This window comes from Pseudomonas sp. MAG733B (assembly GCF_036884845.1).
Classification (GTDB): Bacteria; Pseudomonadota; Gammaproteobacteria; order Pseudomonadales; family Pseudomonadaceae; genus Aquipseudomonas.
In genome coordinates, this window is sequence record NZ_CP145732.1 from 3,203,179 (window position 1) to 3,225,708 (window position 22,530).

The following is a 22,530-nucleotide window of genomic DNA, read 5'->3' on the forward strand; positions in this document are numbered from 1 at the left end:
TTCAAAGCTCCGCGTACAGGCGACCGGGGTTGAAGATGCCCCGGGGATCGAGTTGTTGCTTGAGGCTTTGGTGATAGCGCAGCAACGGGCCGGGCAACGGCTGGAAAGGGCAGTCGATCAGGCCGTGGCTGTAGCAGGTCACGTGGCCGCCGACTTCCTCGACCACCTGGCGAATGAACGTCGCTTCGGCGTCGGATTTGAGCCAGCGCTGGGCGCCGCCCCAGTCGATCAGTTGCAGACCGGGCAGGGACAGTTTAGGTGTGTTGTGCGGCAAGGACAGACGCCATAGAGGCTGATCCTCATCGAAGAAACTCAAGCGCTGCTCGTTGAGGTCGGCCCAGTAGGCGTTGTCCAGCCATTGACCGCCCAAACGATCCTGGGCCGCCGACACCGAACCTCTGCCACCTTCAAGACGCAGGTGCAGGTTCTCTCCGTCGTGACAGGCGGCGCTGATCGGCAAGGGTTGCTGGCCCCACTGCGCCAGATGCTGCAAGGCGCGCTCGCTGTTCATCTCCAGGCTGATGCTCAACGATTGCCGGGGTTTGGGCAGGACCTTGAGCGAGACTTCCGTGATCAGCCCCAGCGTCCCGTAGCTGCCGGCCATCAGGCGCGACACATCGTAGCCGGCGACGTTTTTCATCACCTCGCCGCCGAATCGCAAATGCTTGCCGAGACCGGTGATCACCCGAGTGCCGAGGACAAAGTCGCGCACCGACCCCGACCACGGCCGTCGTGGTCCCGACAGCCCGCAGGCAATCATGCCGCCCACGGTGGCGCCATCGCCGAATGACGGCGGTTCGCAGGGCAGCATCTGTTGCGCGGCGTCCAGCACTTGCATCAGTTCGGCTAGCGGCGTGCCGCAGCGCACGGTGACCACCAGTTCCGTCGGGTCATAGCTGACGATGCCGCGATGCGAACGGGTATCGAGTATTTCCCCCGCAGTCACCCGGCCAAGAAACGCCTTGCTGTTGGAGCCCTGGATGCGCAACGGCGTGGCGTTTTCCAACGCCTGATTGACTTGCTCCAGCAGCGCGCCGCTTTCATCGAAATCGCCTGTGCCGTGCATCAGAAACGCTCCAGGTCAGGGAAGGGCAACTGTCCGGCGTGTACATGCATCGCGCCGAATTCGGCACAGCGGTGCAGGGTCGGAATGTTCTTGCCGGGGTTGAGCAGGCCGCTCGGATCGAATGCCGCTTTGACCGCATGAAACAGGGTCAGCTCGTCACTGTTGAACTGCGCACACATCTGATTGATCTTCTCGCGGCCCACGCCGTGTTCGCCGGTAATGCTGCCACCGACCTTCACGCACAATTCCAGGATCTTGCCGCCCAGGGTTTCGGCGCGCTCAAGTTCGCCCGGCGTATTGGCGTCGAACAGAATCAGCGGGTGCATGTTGCCGTCACCGGCGTGGAACACGTTGGCCACCCGCAGGCCGTATTCGGCCGACAACTCTTTGATGGCGTGCAGTACGCCGGGCAAGGCGCGGCGTGGAATGGTGCCGTCCATGCAGTAATAGTCCGGCGACAAACGGCCAACGGCCGGGAACGCATTCTTGCGCCCGGCCCAGAAACGCACGCGCTCGGCCTCATCTTTGGCCAAGCGTACTTCCGTGGCGCCGGCCTGTTCCAGTACTTGGCGCACACAGTCGCAATCGTCATCAACGTCAGCTTCGACGCCATCGAGTTCGCACAGCAAAATGGCTTCGGCGTCCACCGGGTAACCGGCGTGGATAAAGTCCTCGGCGGCGCGGATCGCCAGGTTGTCCATCATTTCCAGGCCACCGGGGATGATGCCGGCGGCAATGATGTCGCCGACCGCGCGACCGGCCTTTTCCACGGAGTCGAACGCCGCCAGCAGCACTTTGGCGGACTGCGGTTTGGGCAGCAATTTGACCGTGACTTCGGTGATTACCCCGAGCATGCCTTCGGAGCCGGTGAACAAGGCCAGCAGATCGAGGCCGGGTGAATCGAGGGCGTTGGAGCCAAGCGTCAGGTGTTCGCCGTCGACGGTGAGAATGTCCACCTTGAGCACGTTGTGCACGGTCAGGCCGTACTTCAGGCAATGCACGCCGCCGGCGTTTTCCGCGACGTTGCCGCCGATGGAACAGGCGATTTGCGACGACGGGTCGGGCGCGTAGTACAAACCATGCGGCGCGGCGGCCTGGGAAATCGCCAGGTTGCGCACTCCCGGCTGGACCCGTGCGGTGCGGGCGGCGGGGTCGATGTGCAGAATCTGGTTGAAACGCGCCATCACCAGCAGCACGCCTTTTTCCAGAGGCAGGGCGCCACCGGACAATCCGGTGCCGGCACCCCGGGCAACCACCGGCACTTGCCGCTCATGACACAGGCGCAGCACGCCTTGAACCTGCGCGATGTCCCGAGGCAGCACCACCAGCATCGGCGTGGTGCGATACGCCGACAGGCCATCGCATTCGTAAGGCTTGAGTTCTTCCTGCTGATGCAGGATTTCCAGCTCCGGCATCTGCGTTTGCAGGGCTTGCAGCAACGCGTTTTTGTCGACGTCAGGCAGGGCGCCGTCAACGCGTTCATCGTAGAGAATGTTCATTGGCGCTCGACCCTCGCTTTGTTGTTATGTGAGGTCTGTTTTCGCGATCCACTGTCTTAATCATTGGCCCGCCAGGCTCAGCTGTCCATGGGATCTTTGTCTGCTCGATGGACGATTCATTCAATAAAACCATCAGCCATGTATAACGCCACGCCCGGGCAATGAGCCCGGGCGTGGATAAGATTTATGCAAGAAAGCGCTGTGCTGGAATCAATGGCCGCCCACCACCATATGGCTGAAGGGCGCGACATACGCCTGCAACGTCACCAGCCCACCGACCAGGATCGCCAGGATGATCGAGTGGAAGAACACGTAGCGCAGGATTTCCCCTTCGTGGCCGTACCAGCGCGTAGCGGTGGAGGCGACCACGATGGATTGGGCATCGACCATCTTGCCCATGACCCCGCCAGAACTGTTGGCAGCGGCCATCAGCACCGGGCTCAGGCCCAATTGCTCGGCGGTGACCCGTTGCAAGCCGCCGAACAGCACGTTGGACGCGGTGTCGGAGCCGGTCAGCGCTACGCCGAGCCACCCAAGTAACGTGCCGAACATGGGGTAGAAAATCCCCGTCGCGGCAAAGGCCAGCCCCATGGTCGCATCCAGCCCCGAGTAACGCGTGAGGAACCCGAGGGCGAGCATCGCGGTGATGGTAATCAAGGAGTAACGCACCACCCACAATGTCCGCAGATACTGATGGATCAGTTGCGGGATGGAGTAACCCATCAGCAATCCGCCGACAATCGCTGCCAGCAGGATGCCGCTGCCGGTGGCGGTGAACCAGGTGAATTTGTACACCGCTTCTTCGACTTTTGGTGCAGGCACTACCGGCGGCACTTTCTCGATCTGCTGGTGAATGGTGGTGAAGGTCAGCACGGGGGCGAACACCGGGTTGGCTTCGCGCATTGGCTTGCCCTGCGGGTCGAGCTTGGCCGAATTGGTGGCCGGATCAATCGCCGGGCGGGTGTCGAACATGTTTTTGAAGCCCTGGGTGCCCCAGGCGAATACGAACACGGTGAGGATGATCCACGGCATCCACGCGCGCATCACAGCCTTTTTCGAGTCGCCGGAAAAGGCCGCGGTGGGCTCGGTTTTCGATTCATATTCAGCGTCGATTTTCGAATCGTCGACCCGACCGGTCAGGGCCGCGGAGGTATGTATGGTGGCCGGTTTCCACACTTTCAGGAAACCGGTCAGGCAAGCCATGGAAATCAGCGCGGCGATCACGTCCACCAGCATTGGCCCGTGATAGTTGGAAACGAGGAATTGCGGGATGGCAAAACTGACCCCAGCGACGAGGATTGCCGGCCAGATCTCCAGCATCTTGCGCCAACCCGCAAACGCCCAGATCAGCCAGAACGGCACGATTACCGAGAAGAACGGCAGTTGCCGACCGACCATCATCGATAGCTCCATTTCATCCAGCCCGGTGACTTTGGCCAGGGTAATGATCGGCGTGCCCAGCGCGCCAAAAGCCACCGGCGCGGTGTTGGCGATCAGCGCCAGGCCCGAAGCGGCCAGCGGGGAGAAGCCCAGACCGATCAGAATCGCCCCGGTCACTGCCACCGGCGTACCGAAGCCGGCCGCGCCCTCGAAGAAGGCGCCGAAGCAGAAGGCGATCAGCAAAAGTTGCAGGCGCCGGTCGTCGGTGATCCGCGCCAGGGAATCCTGCAGCACTTTGAACGAACCGTTCTCGGTGGTGAGACGGTGCAGAAAAATGATGTTCAACACAATCCAGCCAATCGGCAGCAGGCCGTTGGCGGCGCCATAAAGCGCAGCGGAACCGGCCATGTTGGCGGGCATGCCGAACGCGAAGATGGCGATCACCAGCGCCGAGGCCAGGGCGAGCAGCGCCGCCAGGTGTGCCTTGACATGGAAGAACGCCAGCGCGGCCAGCATCACCACTACCGGCACGGCGGCCATGAGGGTGGATATGACCGGGTTACTGAACGGATCGTAGATTTGCTGCCAAACCATGTTCCACCTCTGCTTTTTATTGTTGGATATGCAGACCCCGGAGGGGCGGTGGCTTCTAGTATAGGTGGCATTTCGCCGCTGTCAGGTTGAGTGGTCAGACCTGCGAACCAGCGCAATTTCGCGGCTGAGCTAGCATTGCCAGTAAGGTCGAAAATCCTGCGACGGAAGGAAAATTGCCATGACTGAGCGCCATCTGGAGCACAAGGAGACGCTGTCGAACGGATGCAGCATTCGGGTCAAAGCCGAAATATTGAAGGACGGTTCGCTGGGGATGTTTATCGGTGTCTACTGGCCGGACGGCACGCCAATCGACGAAAACCACGATCCAAAACCGCACATGCTGGACATGGAGGCGGCGATGGATTGGGGCATTGATATCGCCAAGGGCATCGGCAATAGTCAGCGAACGTTGTAGCGCAAGGCTGGGGATTTGAAGTGACGCCATCGCTGGCAAGCCAGCTCCCACAGGGATTGCGGTGATCATGTGGGAGCTGGCTTGCCAGCGATGCTCTTCTTAGTGTTTGAACATCACATGCCTTACGACGGTGTAATCCTCGAGTCCATACATGGACATGTCCTTGCCATACCCGGACAGTTTCTGACCGCCGTGCGGCATTTCGCTGACGAGCATGAAGTGTGTGTTCACCCAAGTGCAGCCGTATTGCAACCGCGCCGACAGGCGATGGGCGCGGCCGACGTCGGCGGTCCACACGGAAGATGCGAGGCCGTAGTCCGAATCGTTGGCCCAACCCAGCACCTGCGCTTCGTCGCTGAACTTGGTCACTGACACCACCGGCCCGAAGACCTCGCGACGGACGATTTCGTCGTCCTGCTGCGCGTCGGCCAGCACGGTCGGTTCGAAGAAGAAACCATTGCCCTCAACCGCTTTGCCGCCAGTAATCAAGCGGATGTGCGGCTGCGCCACGGCGCGCTCGACGAAACCGGCCACGCGGTCGCGGTGTTGCGCGGTGATCAACGGGCCGAGTTCGGTGGCCGGATCCTCCTGCAAACCGTACTTGATGCTGCTGACCGCCGCGCCGAGCTTCTCGACGAATTTGTCGTAGATACCTTCCTGCGTGTAGATGCGGCAGGCAGCGGTGCAGTCCTGCCCGGCGTTGTAGAAGCCGAAGGTGCGAATACCTTCGACGGCGGCATCAATGTCGGCGTCGTCGAAGATGATCACCGGGGCCTTGCCACCGAGTTCCATGTGCATGCGTTTGACGGTGTCGGCGGTGCTGGAAATGATGTTCGAACCGGTGGCGATCGAACCGGTCAGCGACACCATGCGCACTTTCGGGTGAGTGACCAGCGGACTACCCACGGATGGACCACGACCAAACACCAGATTGAGTACGCCGGCCGGGAAAATCTCCGACGCCAATTGCGCCAGGCGCAGGGCGGTCAGCGGGGTTTGTTCCGACGGCTTGAGCACGACCGTGTTGCCGGCGGCGAGGGCCGGGGCGATTTTCCAGGCGACCATCATCAGCGGGTAGTTCCACGGCGCGATGGAAGCGATCACGCCCACGGGATCGCGGCGGATCATCGAAGTGTGGCCCGGCAGGTATTCGCCACCGGCCGACCCGCTCATGCAACGGCTGGCGCCGGCGAAGAAGCGGAACACATCGGCAATCGCCGGGATCTCGTCGTTCAGCGCGGCGCTGTAGGGTTTGCCGCAGTTGTCTGATTCCAGTTTGGCCAGCTCTTCGCCGTGGGCTTCGATGGCGTCAGCGAGTTTGAGCAGCAACAGCGAACGTTCTTTCGGCGGGGTTTGCGACCAGCCGTCGAACGCGGCATCGGCGGCACGCACAGCGGCATCGACCTGGGCTTCGCTGGCTTCGTTGATTTCCACCAGCACACGGCCCAGCGCCGGGTTGAATACCGGTTGGGCGGGGCCCTCGCCGTCGAGCAGTTGGCCGTTGATCAGGAGCTTGGTTTGCATGGTTCTGTCCTCTTCGGAACTGTTGTTTTTTCTCTGGGGAAACCGGGCCCTGTAGGAGCTGCCGAAGGCTGCGATCTTTTGATCTTTATCTTCAAAAAAAATCAAAAGATCGCAGCCTGCGGCAGCTCCTACAGGGGTAATGAGTTGTCAGTTACCGACCACGACTCTTTGCGACGCTTTGCTCTGCGGCTTGGAAAACTTCCACGCATCACCCGCCGGTGCCGTGCCTTTGTCGTAAGGCTTGCCCAGCAGCATGTAGACCAGGCCTGCACCCATCACCACCAGAGTGGTCAGAATCATTGAGTAGTTGATGTACCACGGCGCATCCGGCGAGCGCGGCCAGACCATGTTGATGATGGCGCACACGCCGTAAATCAGCGCCGCCAGGTTGATCCACAGACCCCAGGCACCTAGGGTGAATTGACCGTTCGGGCGCCAGCCCTTGGCGCGGGCGATCAACGCGGCGACTACGATCAGCTGGAACGCCACGTAAATACCAATGGCCGCAAAGCCGACGATGGTGGCCACCGCGTCGGCCATGAACATGCCGAGGCAGACAATCGCCGCCGGAACCAGACCACTGACCAACAGCGCGAACGATGGCACATGGTTTGCCGATAGACGCTTGAACAGCGAACTGCCGACGATCATTTCGTCCCGGGCATAGGCGAACAGCAACCGGCTGGCGGCCGCTTGCAGGCTCAACACGCAAGAAATGAACGAGACCATCACCACCGCCATTACCAGGCGCGAACCCACGGGGCCAAACGCGTTGGCCAGGATGGTGGCAACCGGGTCGGTGTCTTCGCCGGCCAGGACCTTGGCCATGTCCGGCACCGAAAGGATCAGCGCCAGGCACGCGAACATCGCCGCAGCGCCGCCAATGTAAATGGTCATGCGCATGGCTTTGGGAATGCGCTTGCCCGGGTTCGGGGTTTCTTCGGCGACATCGCCGCACGCCTCGAAGCCGTAGTACTGGAACAGACCGGCCAGGGACGCCGCGAGGAACGCCGGCAAGTACGAGCCATTGACCTCAAGGTTGAAGGTGTCAAACAGTACACTGATCGGCTGATGACGCTCGAAGATCAGCAGATAGCCACCGACGAGGATCGCCCCGACCAGTTCGCAGAGAAAGCCGAACATCGCCACCCGCGCCAGCAACTTGGTGCCCACCAGGTTCAACGCGGTGGACAGCAGGATGATTGCCAGGGCGATGTAGATGTTTGCCTCGGGACCGGGGCTGAAGCCCATCATGATCGCCAGATACGGCCCGGCACCCACCGCGACACCGGCGATGGTGGCGCACAGGGCCCAGGCATACACCCAGCCGACCATCCACGCCCAGCGCTTACCCACCAGGCGACGGGCCCAAGGGTAAACACCACCGGAAATCGGGAACTGCGAAACCACTTCACCAAAAATCAGGCACACCAGCATTTGCCCGGCGCCGATCAACAGGTAAGACCAGAACATCGGCGGGCCGCCGGCAGCCAGGCACAAACCGAACAGGGTGTAGACGCCGACGACCGGCGACAAGTAGGTAAAGCCCAGGGAAAAGTTCTCCCACAGGCTCATGCTGCGATTGAAATCGGAGCTGTAGCCGAGGGCGCGCAGTTGTTCCGCATCCTGGTCGGCGCTGGTGCTTGCACGCGTGTCAGATGAGCCACTCATGTTATTTCCTCATTATCAATGGCAGTGGATTAGTGCTGGCGGGTTGGCCCGCCGATGCCCGGTTTGGGCTTGTTGTTTTTTAGAAAACCGGTTGCGACCTGAAGCCATGTGCCGTCCTGTGGCGAGCGAGCTTGCTCGCGCTTGAGTGCGCAGCACTCACAAAAATGCCGGGGCCGCTTCGCAGCCCAGCGCGAGCAAGCTCGCTCGCCACATAAGCCCGGGCAGGTTCACGCCTGCTTTTTTGCCTCGTTATCTCGCCCATCGTCGTACTGCGAAAGCCACTCCACAGCCGCATCGCGGTAACGGCTGAAACCCTTGTAGTCGACCAGTTGCTGGTTCAAGTCGCGCAACACGCGGTGCATGCGCCGAGCCCACGCCGGGTTGGTGGCGATATCTTCAAGGCTCAACAGGTAGGTGCGAATCGGAAAGACGATGGCGTTGCTGCGTGGCAGGCGATGCAGCGGTTGCAGTTCGATGCGCAGGTACACCAGCTTGCCGGCGTTTTCGGCGGTGACGATGGTCCGGTCCGGTGCCCATTCCGGCAGGCTTTCGGCCGACACTTCGAGGCGCGGGTTGACCGTCAGCGACCAGTTCAGACGCCGCACCGGGTGGCCGATCCGCAGACGCAGCAGGAACTTCAGGGCACGGTCGAGCATGCCGATTTCTTTCACCAGCGGTACCGGGCCGTGGAATTCTTCCCAGCTCATGCCGAGGTTGAAGCGCAGCGAGTAGTCCGCACGCTGAGTGGCGATGCCTGCACCCCAGTACAACGTTCCGTCGCGTTCTTCCTGCAAGACCCAGTCGCCCTGAGCCTGACGGGTCACATATTCCATCGGCTCATAGGGCAGAGTGGTCGGGTCGCCAAAGGTGAAACGGTCGTCGATGCCCAGTAGCCGGTTGGTCCAGTGCCATTGGCGACCGTCCCGCTCCAGGCTGAAGTATTGCGGGTAATCCCGGGCATAGGATTCCATGATCAATTCCAGCAGGTCCCATTGCGCCTCCATCATGTGCGGTGCCGAGACGTAGTGCATGCCCGGGTCTTTCTCCAGGGTGATGGCGCGATCGCGGCACTCGCTGATGTAGTGCTCGTCGATATCGAACGCGGCGCGGAACGCACCGTCGCCCACCGGGACATGAGGTTCGAGGTTCATCGAATACATGTAGTCATCATCGGGAAACGGGAAGGGCGCGCGGGCAATCGTTTCCGGGCTGTTGGCGAAGGTGTAGTCGTCGCGGTAGGTTTCGTCGGGATTGAATTTTATGTTCATTGTTTTTTCTCCGTCGATCAGAGGTCGATGACCAGGCGATTGCATTTGGCGCGGGATACGCAGGGCATGATTTTCTTGCGGCTGGTCTTGTCGTCGTCGGACAGCCAGTCGTCGCTGTGCAGCAGCTCGCCGTCGAGTTCCAGCACTTGGGTTTCGCAATGACCACAGGCACCGCCACGACACAGGTAAGGCATGCTGAAGCCTGCGGCTTCGACCGCTTCGAGCATGGTCTGGTCGGGTGAGACTTCGATGGTTGCGCCGCTGCGGCCGAGGGTGAAGCTGAAGGCTTCGCCGCCGCTGCTTTGCTCCAGAAAGCGTTCGAAGTGCACATGACTGTCGGTCCAGCCAAGGTCGTGAGCGCACGCCAGGGTGGCATCGATCATGCTATCCGGGCCGCACACGTAGACGTGACTCCCCAGCGCGCGGTCGGCCAGAATCTTGCCGATTTCCATGCGCGATTCGACACCCTTGCGGTAGAGATGAACCTGCTGGCCATAGATGGCCTGCAACTCTTCGCCCAATTGCGCATGTTCTTCGCCACGCACTGCGTAATGCAGCTCGAACGGCACCTTGCTCAGGCGCAGTTCTTCCAATTGCGAAATCACCGGCGTAATGCCGACACCGCCGGCGATAAACAAATGCAGGCGCGCCTGTTTGATCAACGGGAAGAGGTTGACCGGCGGTGTAATCTCGATCAGGTCCCCTTCGTTGACCGAGTCGTGCAGCGCAACCGAACCGCCGCGACCGCTTTCTACCCGGCGCACGGCAATCTGGTAGCTGCTGGTGTCGTAGGGCGAGCTCAGGAGCGAGTAGGGGTTGCGCAAGGTGTTGCTTTGATTGGCGATCAACACCACGACGTGACTGCCGCCGGAGAACGCCGGCAAGTGTGCGCCGGTCGGCGAGACCAGGGTGAAGCGCTTGATTTCCGGGGTCACCGCTTCGATCCGGGCCACGCGCAGATTCATCGTCCCATTGTTCTGGCTCATGTATCGAGCTCCTCGGCAGGGGGTAATTCGCCCGGGACTTCGGCGTCGGCCTTGACCGCCTGAAACGCCGCCAGGCGCCGGGAATAGTGATCGCGCACCACGAGCGTCACGCCACAGCCGGGGCAGTCGTAGACGCGTTGGGTGACGTTCTCGGTGTAGGTGTCGCAGTGCACGCACCAGACCCGGCGCACGAGGGTGCCGGAGTGCTCGCGCAGGACTTCGTCGCGGTTCAGGTCGAAATGCGTGGCCACTTGCATGGCGCTGCCGAGGAAACTTTCGGAACCGGCCAGATAGAGGCGGGTGCCCATGCGGGCATCTGCGAGCAGCACCTTGAGCGCGTCGATCAACGCCTGATTCGTCTCAACGACCTGCAATGGCAGGTTGGGGTGTTGCTGCTGCAATGGTGCGAGGAAATCCTGCCCGGAAAAGGATTCGCGGGAATACAGCAAGGTGATGGGGCAATCCAGCCCCTCCATCTCGTCCAGCAAACGCAACATGGCACGACCGCCGCTGCCTTGCCCGGCAACGATGTGTCGCCTGCCTCCCGGCAGTGGTTGCAACCGGTCATAAACCGGTCGGCTTTTGATCCCGGTGATCAACATTCTTATTATTCCTCCTGGCTAGCGAGCCGGCGGATGGAAGCCGGCTCCGATGCAAAGCCCAACGATGGTGGGTTGCAGATAGCAGGAGCATAGGTCGTGCCAAGTATTTAACTTGTTGAATTATAAGAAAATAGTATTTGTGATGGTCTGTGATGCAGGCAAAAGTAAACAAATGTGTAGGCGTTTTTGCAGCGCCTGGTTTGTTTCCGGTTAGCGCACAATCCCCTGTGCAACCGCCTGTCGGCGGTTAATCGCGCTGCAACTTGCGAATCAGCGTGCCGATGTCGATGCCCAGGTGCTGCGCAGCCTTGCGCTTGCTGCCGCACAGGTCCACGGCCTGGAGGATCACTTGGCGTTCGAACTGTTGAACCTGAAGTTTGAGGTTTTGCTCCGGGTTGTCTTGCGGCTCGTCCTCCACGATGGAAGGTCTCGAGTGCGGCGGCGAGCGCTGCGGCTCTAGCAGTTCGGCCGGCAAGTGATGCTCCTGCGCTTCATCGTCGGCAAGCACCGCCAGCCGCTCGAAGATGTTCACCAGTTCCCGAATATTGCCCGGAAAGTCATAGCTCATCAGACGCTTGCGGCAGCCGGTCGACAGGCTCAGCGACGGCTCGCGGTCGCCATTGATGCGGCTCAGGAGAATATCGATCAGAAACGGCAAATCATCCCGGTGCTGGCGCAGCGGCGGAATTTCAACGGGCAGCACGGCGAGGCGATAGTAAAGGTCGGCACGAAACTCGCCGGTGCTCACCAAGTGGCGCAGGTCTTTGTTGGTGGCGGCGATGACCTGCACCTGTACGGTCTTGCTCAGGGGCGAGCCGACTGACTGGATGGTGCTGTCTTCGAGAAACTTCAATAACTTGGCCTGGACATGCAGGGGGATTTCGCCGATTTCGTCGAGAAACAATGTCCCGCCCGAGGCCGCCTCGATATAGCCTTGCTTGCCGCCCTGCAAGGCGCCGGTGAACGCGCCGCGCTCGTAGCCGAACATCTCCGATTCGAAAAGGCTCTCGGGAATGCTCCCGCAATTGACGTGAATGAACGGCCGGTCACCCCAACCGGCCGCCCGATGAATATGCCGGGCGATGGCGGTCTTGCCGACCCCCGGTTCACCCAGCAGCAACAACCGCGCGCGCCGGCGAAAAGCACGCACGCCGGTATCGGCGATGCTCGACAGTTGCGGGGAAAGATGCAGGGCATTGTCCTGAGGATCACGCAGGCCCTGGGGTTCCACCGGTCGGCTGCCAAGGGAGGTTCGACGCTGTGGCTGGCTGCCGTCGAAGTCTTTCTGGGTCAACATGCGGAACGGTTTTTCGTAAGCACCCGTGGGAATCGCATGCGTGCTGCTGAGCAGGACGCGACCTTCCCGCGAGCGGGTCAACGCGCTGTTGCCACCGCGATTCAACGCAGCCAGCAGATCATCGTAATTCAAGGCCGAACGCTGGAAAAAATCACTTTCCGACAGCCCGACGGCTTGCTGTTTGGAGAGCCGGTTGACACGTTCGGCGGCCAGATTGAGAAAGCGCACCTGGCCTTCGCCGTCCGTCACGATCAACGCTTCGCTGAAGCTGTCGAGCAAGGCGTGCAGCGCTGGAGTTTGCAGCAGTGCACCCAGCACTTCAGTGCTGACATTGACCGAAGAACGCATGCCCATCTGCATGGTTGGGGGCAGGTTGGTATCTTTCATGGGTGCAACTCTTCGGTGCGGCGAACGCCCTGGCTTTGGCGGAACACCGCAACCCGCCAGGCCACGCCTTCACGGATCAGGATGCGCGAACAATGCACATTGAACTGCCGTTCGCGCCCGCCAAGGCCCGGCAGGGGCAGGCTTTGCCAGGTGCGTTCGGGCAGTGCGTTGTCCAGCAACAGTCGAGCGATGCCTGCACCTTGGGTGATACCAAAGGTTTCTTCGAAGGCTGCGTTGCGCCATTGCGGTTGCAGGTGTTCATCGATCACCAGCACCGCGTCAGGCACTGCATCGAACACCCGGCGCAGGGCATCGATGCGTTGCTCGGCGTCGTGCTGCATGCGCAGTTCCTGGCTGACGTCGCGAATGCTGCCCCACATCCGCAACAACTGGCCGTTAACGATGGTCGCCCGTACGTCGTTTTCCACGTAGGCGGGCGAACCGTCATGGCGACGGTCCACCGACAGTGCGCAATCGACGCTGAACCCGGCTTCGATCAACCGCCGCACGAACTCTTCGTTGGCCGGGCTGCGCGGCCAGTACAGTCGCACGGGTTGCTGGTTGAAATCGACATCGGACGGCATCTCGTAGACATCGGCCATAGCACGGTTGCACAGGCGCCAGTGGGAGTCGTTTTCGAATACCTGGCGGACGATTTCATCCGGTGAATTGTTGATGTCCACCGCCTCGGCGAACTCGATGCACCAGTAGGCGACCTTGGCGCTCTGCAGCATCTGGCTCATCACCTCATTGGCGTTGTGCATTTCCCGTAGCCGATGACCCAGAACCCCAAGCGGGATTTTCAATAGATGAAGACGTGCCGGTTGCACTGTCCGCCATTCCAGCAAGCCACTGGCAATCACGTGCAACAGCCCGCCGTTGTGGCGAATCAGGGTCAATTCCAGGCTGTGGATCTGTTCATCGGCAGGTGGGTTGGCAAACAGCGATTGCACAGTACGCATCGAGTCGACGCTGAAGATGCGTTCGATCGGCTGGTCGAGCAGTTCGTCGGGTGCATAACCCAATTGATCGCTCAGGCTGGCGGAAAGGTTGAGCAGGTGCCCGTCGGCACTCAGGGTACTGGCCAGAGGCTGGGCTTTTCTGGCCAGCAAATTCAGGATATCCATCGTTGGGTTGGCTCAATCTGGTTTATTGGGTTCCTGGATGAAAACCACAGGCAATAAAAAGCGGGCATTTCGCATGCCAACTCAAAAGCCTGTGAACAGGGAGCAACGCAAGACAGGCGCTTCGTTGAGTGCTGTGATATTGCAGCGAAATGTGCATTTATGCAGCGCATGAGTCGAGCTTAATGCCCGTGAACTGGAGGCGGTTGGCATTCCGATGAGTGACTTGATGCGCATAGCATTTTTCAATCCAGCGGTATTTGCGACAGGATGAAATCGGTCTAAAAACAGCGGCCCACACCCCGGGTGTTTTGCTACTCTGAAGGTGTAGGTGAAAACGCAGACTGATGCGCAAGCGGATAGCGAGGACGCGTGGGGCGCGCTCCGAAGGGTACACGGTTAGAAAGATCTCCGCGCTGAGATCCAGCCCTTATGCCGTGTGAAGCAGGACAGTGCATATAGCTGTTTCTGTGAGAGTCCTGATAAACCTCGTAAGCCAGAGACCAGCGCTGGCCACCTACTAGGCTCTCGAAGCCTGCTTGTGCAGCTGTGCAATTTCAGCTCGCCAAGATCAAATGCCCCGCCTGCCGGGGCATTTGTTTGTCCGCGCTATGCCATCAAACCAGATTGATCGTCACGTCGATGTTGCCACGGGTAGCCTTGGAATACGGGCAGGTCTGGTGAGCGGCGTCCACCAGCGTGCGCGCCAGCACCGGGTCCACGCCCGGCAGGCTGACGTTCAGACGCGCCTGGAGGAAAAACGCATTGTCGGTCTTGCCCAGGTCTATCTCGGTTGCAACGCTGGTATCAGCCGGCAAACTGACTTTCAACGCGACCGCTGCCTTGCCCAGCGCACCGATGAAACAGGCCGACCAACCGGCACCCAGCAGTTGCTCGGGATTGGTGCCGCTGCCGGCAGAACCAGGCGGGGACAGCTTGATTTCCAGACGCCCGTCATCACTGCGCGATTCGCCCTGACGGCCGCCAGTGGTGACGGTCTTGCCGGTGTACAGCACGGTTTCGATTTGATTGATCATGAATGGCTCCTGCAAAGGTTGAACTTCGACCCGCGCACTTTTCCACCTTCATGTACGCCGTATGTGTCTTGAACCGTCGGTTGTGTATCGCCGTGTAAGCGCGCCTGTCGTGAATACACAGCGATACAAATCATCAGCTGTTCACACAACGCCTGAGAGGCTTTTGTTAGGCTGCTGAGCCCGTTATTCAGCAGGCCAAAACCCATGTTCAATATCCGTGTGATGACCCAGGACGACTACGATGCGGTCATCGATCTCATGCGCAGCACGCCGGGCATCTCATTGCGCGATGCCGACTCCCGCGAATCGACTGCGCGATATCTGCAACGCAATCCCGGCATGAGCTTCGTGGCTGAAGTCGACGGCACATTTTGCGGCTGCGTGATGTGCGGGCATGACGGTCGTCGGGGTTATCTCCAGCATTTGCTGGTGCTTCCCGAATTTCGTCGGCAGGGCGTCGCCAACGCACTGGTTGAGCGTTGCCTGTCGAGCCTTGAGCGCGAAGGCATCTTCAAATGTCACCTTGACGTGTTCAAGACCAACGAGGCAGCAGCCCGGTATTGGCAGGGGCAGGGGTGGCAGTTGCGCACGGATATTGATCGGTATTCGTTTATCCGTTCGGGGAATGCAAATGCGTAATGAGTTAGGTGCTCAAGCGCGTCACCAGTATTGCGTCAACGCGCCATCCACACCCTCCACCGGATCCTGTTCGGGAAACGGCAGTTTCGCGATGTTCGCCAGTTGTTCAGCGCTCGGCGCTTCTCGGCAAATATCAGGACGCTGGCCCGGCGGGTAAGCCCCAACCACTAGAAAATCATCGCTCGCGCCCAGGTTGCAGTGACCGGTGCCGGCAGGCAGCAACACCACATCACCCGGACCGACTTCCAGCACGTGTCCCTCCGGGCCACCGAGCATCAACCGTGCATGACCGCTGGCGATGCCCAGCACTTCATGACCCTCGGTGTGATAGTGGTGATAGCTGTAAACCCCGTCCCGCCACTGCGGCGGCCAGCCATTGGCGCTGAAGGTTTTCTCGAACAGCGCCGCCGGGTCGCTGCCTTCAATGACAATGGCCTTCGGGTAAACCAGCACCGGCAGGCGTGGGTTGTTGGGCACCCAGCCGTTGCGTTCAAGCAGCAAGATTTGAGCAGTCATGAGCGACCTCCTGAGCCTGGTGCATGTCTCGGGTTATTGCCGGGCCTGCGCCGACTGCGGGTTGTTCGCGATGTGCTTCGGCCCGGCCAAGGCCCAGGCGATCAACCCCAGCAACGGCACGAACACGATCACCACCATCCAGACGCCTCGGGTGCTCGCCTTGCCGTCGCTCTTGCGCAGCCGATTGATCGCCCACAATTCAATCAGTAGAAGAACAGCCGCGAGCACGATCCACGTTGTTTCAAATTGCATGTGTCACCTCCTGATGGTCATTCAGTTAGGTGAGTGTGGGCGCGCAGGGTTCATTAAATTTGCGGATTGCTGTGGCCGATCATGTCCTTACGACCGGCGTAGCAAACCCTTAGAAATCCACCGTCGCCGACAATTTCAGCGTCCGTGGTTCGCCCTGGGTCAGGTAATTGTTGGACGTAGAGGCCGAAGACCAGTACGCCTTGTTTGCCACGTTTTCGACGTTGGCGCGCAGGGTGATGTATTTGTCGTCGGCCTTGAAGCCGTAGCGGGCGCCGAGGTCGACGCGGGTCCAGGCCGGGATGCTCAGGCTGTTGGCGGCGTTCACGTATTCGCCGCCGGTGCGCAGCATGCGTCCGCTGAGGGCCGCGCCCTGGATGCCCGGCACGTCCCAGTCGGCGCCGAGGTTGTACTGGAAGCGCGGCACGCCTGCGGCGCGGTTGCCGTCGTTGAGGCCGTTGGAGGTTTTCTTCTGTTCGGTGTCCATCCAGGTCGCCCCGGCCAGCACACGCAGACCATCGAGCGGCTCGCCGAACACGTTCAGCTCAACGCCTTTGTTTATTTGCTCGCCGTCGACGCTGAAGGTCGGCAAGCGGTTGCCGGTGACGGTCGAGGTCGAGCTGTTCGGCATCTCGATGCGGTACACACCCAGCGTCGCGCCGAAGCTGTTCCAGTCCAGTTTTACCCCGGCCTCGGTCTGTTTGCTGCGGTTGGGGGCGAACACTTCGTTGGGGTTGGTGATGCCGGTGGACGGCGAGGTCGGGCCTTGTTGCAGGCCTTCGATGCGGTTGGCGTAGAAAGACACATGCTCCCACGGCTTGATCACCAAACCGTAGACCGGTGTGGTGATCGACTCTTCGTAGTTGGCGGTACGTGCACCGCTGGTGGTGTTCCACGCATCGGCTTCGATGGTCTGGCGGCGCACGCCGAGGGTCAGCAGGACGCGGTCGTCGATGAAGCCCAGGGTGTCGGAAACGGCGGCACTCTTGACTCGGGTTTTGCCGACGATGCGCGGGTCATGGATATCGCTGCCGAAATAGGTATTGGTCGGGCGCGGCACCTGGACCGGGTTGTACAAATTTCCGTTGACGCGGTTGGCCACCAGGATCGCTTCGAATGCCGAGCGCTGTTCACCCCAAGTGCCGGACAAACCGAAGTTCATCTGGTGCGTGACCGGGCCGGTATTGAAATGACCGTTCAAACCGGCGATCGCACTTTTGTTGTCTTCGTCGTGGGGCGAGTAGAGGAAGCCGACTTTGCCGCTGCCGTCGTTGGCGACGTACAGCGACGAATACTGGCCGTTTTCCCGGGTGTGCTTGGCGCCACCGCCAGCGTAGGCGGTCCAGTTGTCGTTGAGGTCGTACTCGGCGTTGACCATGCCGTAGGTGTCTTCGAGCTCCGACCAGGTCCAGTCCTGGGCGTAGTTGTCCTTGGCTGACGGTGCGTGCGGGACTTTGGTGCCGGTGGGGTAGACCACTGAGCGACCGTTGTTGATGCGTTGTTTTTGGTAGCCGAGGTCGGTGGAGACGCGCAGGCGCTCACCGCGATAATCCAGGCCGACAGCGATCAGCTGTGAGTGTTCGCTTTCATCATCCACGGCAGTATCGCCACCGTGCTGGGCGAGGTTGACCCGCGCGCCGAAGCGGTTGTCTTCACCGAAGCGCTGGCCGAGATCGATGTGCCCGCCGACCTGACTGTCACTGGCGTAATCGAGGGTCACGCTGCGGGTCGGGATGTCCTGCGCGCGCTTGGGCACCAGGTCGACGCTACCGCCGATACCGCTGCCGCCCGGCGCGACACCGTTGATGAACGCGTTCGGGCCCTTGAACAGCTCGACCCGCTCCAACGCTTCGGTGGTGATGATCTGCCGTGGCAGCACGCCGTACAGGCCATTGAACGAAATGTCGTCGGTGGTCAACGGCAGACCGCGGATGGTGAACACCTGTGAGAAGTTGCCGAAGCCCGCGGACTGGCGCACCGACGAGTCGTTGAGCAACACATCACCGACGGTTCGCGCCTGCTGATCCTCGATGGTCTTGGCGGTGTAGCTGACCACGCTGAACGGCACGTCTTTGATATCGCGATTGCCCAGCACGCCCAGGCGCGCCGAACGGGCCACCTGACCACCGGCGTAGGTATCGGCTTCGGTGGCGATGCCACTGACCGTGGTGGCGCCCAGCTCCAGCGCCGCGCCGCTGTTGACCTGGGGCGCCACGGTGTAGCTGTCGGCGCCGGTGGCGATCAGCGAATAGCCGCTGCCTTGCAGCAACCGGGCGAAACCGGACTGCACGGTGAAATTGCCTTGCAGGCCCTGGCTGTTTTGATCCTTCAGCAAACCTGCATCGAAAGACAACAACACGCCTGACTGCGCCGCGAACTGCGCCAATACGCTGGACAGCGAACCGGCGCCGATGGCGTAAGTGCGCGAAGCAGCGCTTTGGCTGGCTTCGGCGGCCCAGACGCCATGCGCGGGGGCCATAGCGGACAGGGCGATGGCCAGGCTCAGCGCATTCATGGGGATGCGGGCCGGACGGAGTTTGCTGCGGTTCGGGAGCGATCGGGAAGTCATTCGGCAATGCCTGTGGGTACAAAGGAAAAAGGAGAATTTCCCTACACACCGAACGACCGCGAAAAAGGTATCAGCAAAAGTTGAAAATATTATCGAGCGTCGCTCACCGGCCCGTGTATCTGAACGTATCTCCCTTGCCAACCGCTACTTGCGCATACAAAACAGCCCCGGGAGGACACGAACGTGATACACGCCGGCCGCGTAATGGGGCTGCCGCACAACGGCATCCCGCGCATTTTTTTACCCCGCGCTCATTGGAGAATTGCGATGTCCCGAAATAACAAAACCAACGCCGCCAGCCTGCTCGGCGTCGCCATCGTCGCCGCGGCACTCACCGCTTTCGCTGGTTTGTCTCAGGCCCAAGAGACCAAACCAGCCGCCGACGCCGGCCAGGCTCCCGCCAAGAGTTGGCAGACCGGCATCAAGCGTACCGATCTGGTGCGTCATGACCTCGATGTAGAAGGTCGGGAAGTGATTCAGGTGCTGGTCGATTTCGATCCGGGTGTCGCGTCGCCGAAGCACTCGCACCCGGGTGTCGAAGTCGCCCACGTGATTTCCGGGACCTTCGAGTACGAACTTGAAGGTCAGCCGAACGTGACGCTCAAGGCCGGCGACTCGTTGTACATCCCGGCCGGCACCGTGCACAAGGCGAAGAACGTCGGCACCGTCAAGGCTTCGGAGCTGGCCACCTACATCGTCAAGAAAGACACGCCGCTGTTGAAAATCGAGCAGTAAGCGCTCGGGACTGCTTAGCGCTGATCACGCCCCGTGGTCAGCGCATGGCTGCCCACCGCGATCAGGCAGGCAATGCCAATCAACCCCAGCGCGACGGTAAACGTCAGGCGCATGCCACTGGCAATCGCGTCGGGTTGTGCGGTACTCAGGTCGACCGTTGCCGAAGCCATGGCGAACACCGCGCCCAACACCGAAGCTCCGGTAATCAACCCCAGATTGCGTGACAGGTTGAGCAGTCCGGATACCACGCCCCGTTGCTCCGGCTGGACATCGGCCATGACCGCCGTGTTGTTGGCGGTCTGGAACACTGCATAGCCCAACGTGATCACCACTATCGGCGCGATGTAGCCGCCAATGCCGTAGCTGCTCGGTAGCACCGACAACAGGAAACAGCCGAGTGCGATGGCGATCAGGCCAGCGAAGGTCATGCGTCGTGCGCCGAAACGGTCGGCAATGCGTCCGGCAGGTACGCCGGTCAGCGCGGCAACCAATGGCCCGACGGACATCACCAGCCCGACCCCGATGGCGTTCAACCCAAGCGCCTGGGACAAATAGAACGGCCCGACCACCAGGGTCGTCATCAATACCGTTGTCACCAACAGGCTCATGACCAGGCTGCCACTGAGTTGCGGATCGCGGAACATTGCCAGGCGAATCAACGGGGCGGCCACGCGATCTTCAACCCACACAAACACACCGACGCCGACGCAAGCTGCCAACAGCAGGGCGATATTCAGCGCGCCGAAATGACCGCGTCCGAGGGTCATGGCCAGCGCGTAGGCACCGAGCGTCAGGGCCAGCACCAAAGTGCCCAGCGGATCGAAAACGGCGCGTTTTGCTGTCTGCCGATCAACGGGCAAGTAGCGGTGGGCGAGCAGCAGGGTCAGCAGGCCCAAGGGCACGGTGATCAGGAAAATCGCCTGCCAGCCGAATGTGGCAATCAGCACACCTCCGAGCGATGGCCCCATCGCCGTACCGATGGCCGACATGGTGCCGAGCAGGCCCATGGCGCTGCCGGTCTTTTCTTTGCTCACGGTCTCACCGACGAACGCCAGCGTCAGCGCCATCATGATCGCCGCGCCGAGGCCTTGCAGCGCCCGGGCGCCGATCAGTAGATCAAGGGTCGGCGCCAGACCGCACAGGGCTGAAGCGAGCGTGAACAAACCGATCCCGGACAACAGCAGGCGACGCCGTCCGATGAGATCACCGAGGCGACCGACGCTGACGATCAGGGTGGTAATGGCCAGCAAGTAGGCGAGGACGATCCACTGCACCTGCTGAAAAGACGCATCGAACACCTCGGCCAGTGTCGGCAAACCCACGTTGGCGATACTGGTGCCGAGCGATGACAGCAGCATCGACAGTGACAGGCTGAGCAGTGCCCATCTGACTGACAGCGCAGGTGTGACGGCTGTTGTGGATTGCATGCGGACTCTCTTTTGTGGCCACTCCCGATTGGAGCTACCGCAAATCTACGCCCGGGCCTAACATGGCGGAAGGCGCACTGATTGCACTTAATACGTGCGTAAAACGCCACTTCACCCAAGCACGGTGCGATCCATGTCCGCTCCCGATTTCAACTTGTTGATTACCCTGGATGTATTGCTGACCGAAGGCAGCGTGGCGCGGGCCGCCAAGCGCTTGCGCCTCAGTCCGTCAGCGATGAGTCGGGCGCTGGCGCGTCTGCGCGAAACCATGGGCGATCCGCTGCTGGTCCGGGCCGGGCGCGGCCTGGTGCCGACGCCGCGAGCACTGGAGCTGCGTGAGCGTGTCAGTCAACTGGTACAAGAAGCAGAGGCGGTGCTGCGCCCGGCCGAGCAACCCGACCTCATGCACCTGGAACGCACCTTCACCATGCGCACCAGCGAAGGCTTCGTCGAAAACTTCGGTGCTGCGCTGATCGCCCTCGTCGCTGCACAGGCACCAGGCGTGCGCCTGCGTTTCGTGCACAAACCCGACAAGGACAGCACGTCACTGCGCGACGGTACGGTCGATCTGGAAACCGGTGTAGTCGGGAAGGCCGCCAGCCCGGAGCTGCGCACTCAAGGCTTGTTCCGCGACCGTTTCATCGGCGTGGTGCGCCTGGGACATTCGCTGGGTGATGACGCGATCACGCCCGCGCGTTATGCGGCGGGCAGCCATATCAGTGTGTCACGACGGGGATTGGAAAAAGGGCCGATTGATGAGGCACTGGAGCCGCTCGGATTGAAGCGTCAGATCGCGACGATCGTCGGCGGTTTTTCGACGGCGCTGGCATTGGCTCGCGGCAGTGACCTGATCGCCAGCGTGCCCGAACGCCATACCGCCAATCTGCGCACCGGCATGCACAGCTTTGCGCTACCGCTGGACCTGCCGGAATTTACCGTGGCGATGCTCTGGCATCCGCGGCTGGATGCTGACCCGGTGCATCGCTGGTTGCGGGGCTGCTTGCGTGAAGTGTGCGGGCAAGCAGCAAACGGGGCGCTCTAGAAGGTGAACGAACGTGCCGAGCGTGGGGCGTTCTGGGCCATCTCGATTTCCAGCAAATGCTCGGCCAGCACATCATTCAAAAACCGGAACTGATCGTTGAGCCCGACCACTTCGTTGTTGAAGTGATGACCGGCTGACGGAATCAGCAACGCTTCGAATTTTTCGTCGAACATCAGGGTCAACACCTTACGAGACTCGAATTGCTGCGAGTAGTAGTTGTTGCCGAATACCGGGAAGCTCACGGACAGGGTGACTTCAGTGATCATGACGTGCGCTCCTCGGACAGGAGGAACCAGGCAAATGCGCTCAACGTGAAGGCCGTCAGGGCCAGGCAGGTCAGGAGATGGATCAGCATGGTTCGACCCTCCGCTACAGGGTTTCGTGTTGGGTTGAAATTGATCCTACGCTGACGGTTTTGGAGCGGAAGGCATTCGTGGCGATGGTGAATATCGATGGGAGTGATGGTCGGGTTTTGTGCTGTTCTCACGGGCCTCATCGCTCGC

20 protein-coding genes are annotated in these 22,530 nt (G+C 60.9%); 4 read left to right on the forward strand and 16 right to left on the reverse strand.

Translation table 11 applies throughout. The features are described from left to right. Position 1: 1 nt before the first annotated feature. The 3 genes from glcE to V6Z53_RS14895 all read right to left on the reverse strand — a co-directional run bounded on the left by glcE (position 2) and on the right by V6Z53_RS14895 (position 4,539). Positions 2–1,066, reverse strand: a complete 1,065-nt coding sequence (glcE, locus tag V6Z53_RS14885; protein ID WP_338586291.1) for a glycolate oxidase subunit GlcE — start codon at positions 1,064–1,066, stop codon at positions 2–4. Continuing rightward, positions 1,066–2,565, reverse strand: coding sequence for a glycolate oxidase subunit GlcD (gene glcD / locus V6Z53_RS14890; protein ID WP_338586292.1), 1,500 nt, complete (start codon positions 2,563–2,565; stop codon positions 1,066–1,068). The genes glcE and glcD overlap by 1 nt, the downstream gene beginning before the upstream one ends. A 210-nt stretch (positions 2,566–2,775) precedes the next feature. Continuing rightward, the gene (locus tag V6Z53_RS14895) at positions 2,776–4,539 is read right to left on the reverse strand and encodes an L-lactate permease (RefSeq protein WP_338586293.1); all 1,764 of its coding nucleotides are present in this window, start codon (positions 4,537–4,539) and stop codon (positions 2,776–2,778) included. Between the two features lie 178 nt (positions 4,540–4,717). On the opposite strand from V6Z53_RS14895, the gene V6Z53_RS14900 reads away from it, so the two are divergent. Continuing rightward, the gene (locus V6Z53_RS14900) at positions 4,718–4,954 is read left to right on the forward strand and encodes a hypothetical protein (protein ID WP_338586294.1); all 237 of its coding nucleotides are present in this window, start codon (positions 4,718–4,720) and stop codon (positions 4,952–4,954) included. Between the two features lie 99 nt (positions 4,955–5,053). Here the strand turns inward: V6Z53_RS14900 and V6Z53_RS14905 are convergent, their stop codons facing one another. The 8 genes from V6Z53_RS14905 to V6Z53_RS14940 all read right to left on the reverse strand — a co-directional run bounded on the left by V6Z53_RS14905 (position 5,054) and on the right by V6Z53_RS14940 (position 14,850). Continuing rightward, positions 5,054–6,478: a gamma-aminobutyraldehyde dehydrogenase gene (locus tag V6Z53_RS14905; RefSeq protein ID WP_338586295.1), complete on the reverse strand. Its 1,425-nt coding sequence runs from the start codon at positions 6,476–6,478 to the stop codon at positions 5,054–5,056. 147 nt (positions 6,479–6,625) lie between these two features. Then, positions 6,626–8,149, reverse strand: a complete 1,524-nt coding sequence (locus tag V6Z53_RS14910) for an amino acid permease (protein ID WP_338586296.1) — start codon at positions 8,147–8,149, stop codon at positions 6,626–6,628. Between the two features lie 227 nt (positions 8,150–8,376). After that, on the reverse strand, positions 8,377–9,417 hold the full coding sequence (locus tag V6Z53_RS14915) for a DUF3445 domain-containing protein (protein ID WP_338586297.1): 1,041 nt from the start codon (positions 9,415–9,417) through the stop codon (positions 8,377–8,379). Between the two features lie 17 nt (positions 9,418–9,434). After that, positions 9,435–10,403: a PDR/VanB family oxidoreductase gene (locus V6Z53_RS14920; RefSeq protein ID WP_338586298.1), complete on the reverse strand. Its 969-nt coding sequence runs from the start codon at positions 10,401–10,403 to the stop codon at positions 9,435–9,437. Next, positions 10,400–11,005 (reverse strand): dimethylamine monooxygenase subunit DmmA family protein, encoded by a 606-nt coding sequence (locus V6Z53_RS14925; RefSeq protein WP_338586299.1) that lies wholly within the window; start codon positions 11,003–11,005, stop codon positions 10,400–10,402. The genes V6Z53_RS14920 and V6Z53_RS14925 overlap by 4 nt, the downstream gene beginning before the upstream one ends. A 247-nt stretch (positions 11,006–11,252) precedes the next feature. Further along, positions 11,253–12,689 (reverse strand): sigma 54-interacting transcriptional regulator, encoded by a 1,437-nt coding sequence (locus V6Z53_RS14930; RefSeq protein WP_338586300.1) that lies wholly within the window; start codon positions 12,687–12,689, stop codon positions 11,253–11,255. Continuing rightward, complete coding sequence (locus V6Z53_RS14935) at positions 12,686–13,816, reverse strand: PAS domain-containing protein (protein WP_338586301.1); 1,131 nt, start codon at positions 13,814–13,816, stop codon at positions 12,686–12,688. The genes V6Z53_RS14930 and V6Z53_RS14935 overlap by 4 nt, the downstream gene beginning before the upstream one ends. A gap of 614 nt (positions 13,817–14,430) precedes the next feature. Further along, entirely contained in the window at positions 14,431–14,850 is a 420-nt protein-coding gene (locus V6Z53_RS14940) for an organic hydroperoxide resistance protein (RefSeq protein WP_338586302.1), read from the reverse strand. 204 nt (positions 14,851–15,054) lie between these two features. Between V6Z53_RS14940 and V6Z53_RS14945 the strand changes: the two genes are divergently transcribed. After that, positions 15,055–15,489, forward strand: coding sequence for a GNAT family N-acetyltransferase (locus V6Z53_RS14945; RefSeq protein WP_338586303.1), 435 nt, complete (start codon positions 15,055–15,057; stop codon positions 15,487–15,489). 21 nt (positions 15,490–15,510) lie between these two features. Here the strand turns inward: V6Z53_RS14945 and V6Z53_RS14950 are convergent, their stop codons facing one another. From V6Z53_RS14950 to V6Z53_RS14960, 3 genes are all read right to left on the reverse strand, one after another. After that, positions 15,511–16,005, reverse strand: coding sequence for a cupin (locus V6Z53_RS14950; protein ID WP_338586304.1), 495 nt, complete (start codon positions 16,003–16,005; stop codon positions 15,511–15,513). Between the two features lie 33 nt (positions 16,006–16,038). Further along, positions 16,039–16,257 (reverse strand): PLD nuclease N-terminal domain-containing protein, encoded by a 219-nt coding sequence (locus V6Z53_RS14955; RefSeq protein WP_338586305.1) that lies wholly within the window; start codon positions 16,255–16,257, stop codon positions 16,039–16,041. A gap of 109 nt (positions 16,258–16,366) precedes the next feature. Next, a complete protein-coding gene (locus V6Z53_RS14960; protein WP_338586306.1) occupies positions 16,367–18,823 on the reverse strand; it encodes a TonB-dependent receptor in 2,457 nt (818 codons plus the stop codon). 267 nt (positions 18,824–19,090) lie between these two features. Between V6Z53_RS14960 and V6Z53_RS14965 the strand changes: the two genes are divergently transcribed. Further along, entirely contained in the window at positions 19,091–19,558 is a 468-nt protein-coding gene (locus V6Z53_RS14965; RefSeq protein WP_338586307.1) for a cupin domain-containing protein, read from the forward strand. A 14-nt stretch (positions 19,559–19,572) separates the two neighbouring features. On the opposite strand, the gene V6Z53_RS14970 is transcribed toward V6Z53_RS14965, so the two are convergent. After that, positions 19,573–20,985, reverse strand: a complete 1,413-nt coding sequence (locus V6Z53_RS14970; protein WP_338586308.1) for an MFS transporter — start codon at positions 20,983–20,985, stop codon at positions 19,573–19,575. Between the two features lie 133 nt (positions 20,986–21,118). On the opposite strand from V6Z53_RS14970, the gene V6Z53_RS14975 reads away from it, so the two are divergent. Further along, positions 21,119–22,027, forward strand: coding sequence for a LysR family transcriptional regulator (locus tag V6Z53_RS14975; protein WP_338586309.1), 909 nt, complete (start codon positions 21,119–21,121; stop codon positions 22,025–22,027). On the opposite strand, the gene V6Z53_RS14980 is transcribed toward V6Z53_RS14975, so the two are convergent. Further along, positions 22,024–22,293 (reverse strand): hypothetical protein, encoded by a 270-nt coding sequence (locus V6Z53_RS14980; protein WP_338586310.1) that lies wholly within the window; start codon positions 22,291–22,293, stop codon positions 22,024–22,026. The two genes, V6Z53_RS14975 and V6Z53_RS14980, sit on opposite strands and share 4 nt — an antisense overlap. Between the last annotated feature and the right edge of the window lie 237 nt (positions 22,294–22,530).

Excerpts from the sequence above, each read along its gene's own strand:
- V6Z53_RS14900 (WP_338586294.1), top strand. The coding sequence starts at position 4,718 with ATGACTGAGCGCCATCTGGAGCACAAGGAGACGCTGTCGAACGGATGC.
- V6Z53_RS14980 (WP_338586310.1), bottom strand. The coding sequence starts at position 22,293 with ATGATCACTGAAGTCACCCTGTCCGTGAGCTTCCCGGTATTCGGCAAC.
- V6Z53_RS14965 (WP_338586307.1), top strand. The coding sequence starts at position 19,091 with ATGTCCCGAAATAACAAAACCAACGCCGCCAGCCTGCTCGGCGTCGCC.
- V6Z53_RS14915 (WP_338586297.1), bottom strand. The coding sequence starts at position 9,417 with ATGAACATAAAATTCAATCCCGACGAAACCTACCGCGACGACTACACC.
- V6Z53_RS14925 (WP_338586299.1), bottom strand. The coding sequence starts at position 11,005 with ATGTTGATCACCGGGATCAAAAGCCGACCGGTTTATGACCGGTTGCAA.
- V6Z53_RS14950 (WP_338586304.1), bottom strand. The coding sequence starts at position 16,005 with ATGACTGCTCAAATCTTGCTGCTTGAACGCAACGGCTGGGTGCCCAAC.
- glcE (WP_338586291.1), bottom strand. The coding sequence starts at position 1,066 with ATGCACGGCACAGGCGATTTCGATGAAAGCGGCGCGCTGCTGGAGCAA.
- V6Z53_RS14945 (WP_338586303.1), top strand. The coding sequence starts at position 15,055 with ATGTTCAATATCCGTGTGATGACCCAGGACGACTACGATGCGGTCATC.
- glcD (WP_338586292.1), bottom strand. The coding sequence starts at position 2,565 with ATGAACATTCTCTACGATGAACGCGTTGACGGCGCCCTGCCTGACGTC.
- V6Z53_RS14935 (WP_338586301.1), bottom strand. The coding sequence starts at position 13,816 with ATGGATATCCTGAATTTGCTGGCCAGAAAAGCCCAGCCTCTGGCCAGT.
- V6Z53_RS14895 (WP_338586293.1), bottom strand. The coding sequence starts at position 4,539 with ATGGTTTGGCAGCAAATCTACGATCCGTTCAGTAACCCGGTCATATCC.
- V6Z53_RS14975 (WP_338586309.1), top strand. The coding sequence starts at position 21,119 with ATGTCCGCTCCCGATTTCAACTTGTTGATTACCCTGGATGTATTGCTG.
- V6Z53_RS14910 (WP_338586296.1), bottom strand. The coding sequence starts at position 8,149 with ATGAGTGGCTCATCTGACACGCGTGCAAGCACCAGCGCCGACCAGGAT.
- V6Z53_RS14930 (WP_338586300.1), bottom strand. The coding sequence starts at position 12,689 with ATGAAAGATACCAACCTGCCCCCAACCATGCAGATGGGCATGCGTTCT.
- V6Z53_RS14955 (WP_338586305.1), bottom strand. The coding sequence starts at position 16,257 with ATGCAATTTGAAACAACGTGGATCGTGCTCGCGGCTGTTCTTCTACTG.
- V6Z53_RS14920 (WP_338586298.1), bottom strand. The coding sequence starts at position 10,403 with ATGAGCCAGAACAATGGGACGATGAATCTGCGCGTGGCCCGGATCGAA.
- V6Z53_RS14905 (WP_338586295.1), bottom strand. The coding sequence starts at position 6,478 with ATGCAAACCAAGCTCCTGATCAACGGCCAACTGCTCGACGGCGAGGGC.
- V6Z53_RS14970 (WP_338586308.1), bottom strand. The coding sequence starts at position 20,985 with ATGCAATCCACAACAGCCGTCACACCTGCGCTGTCAGTCAGATGGGCA.
- V6Z53_RS14940 (WP_338586302.1), bottom strand. The coding sequence starts at position 14,850 with ATGATCAATCAAATCGAAACCGTGCTGTACACCGGCAAGACCGTCACC.
- V6Z53_RS14960 (WP_338586306.1), bottom strand. The coding sequence starts at position 18,823 with ATGACTTCCCGATCGCTCCCGAACCGCAGCAAACTCCGTCCGGCCCGC.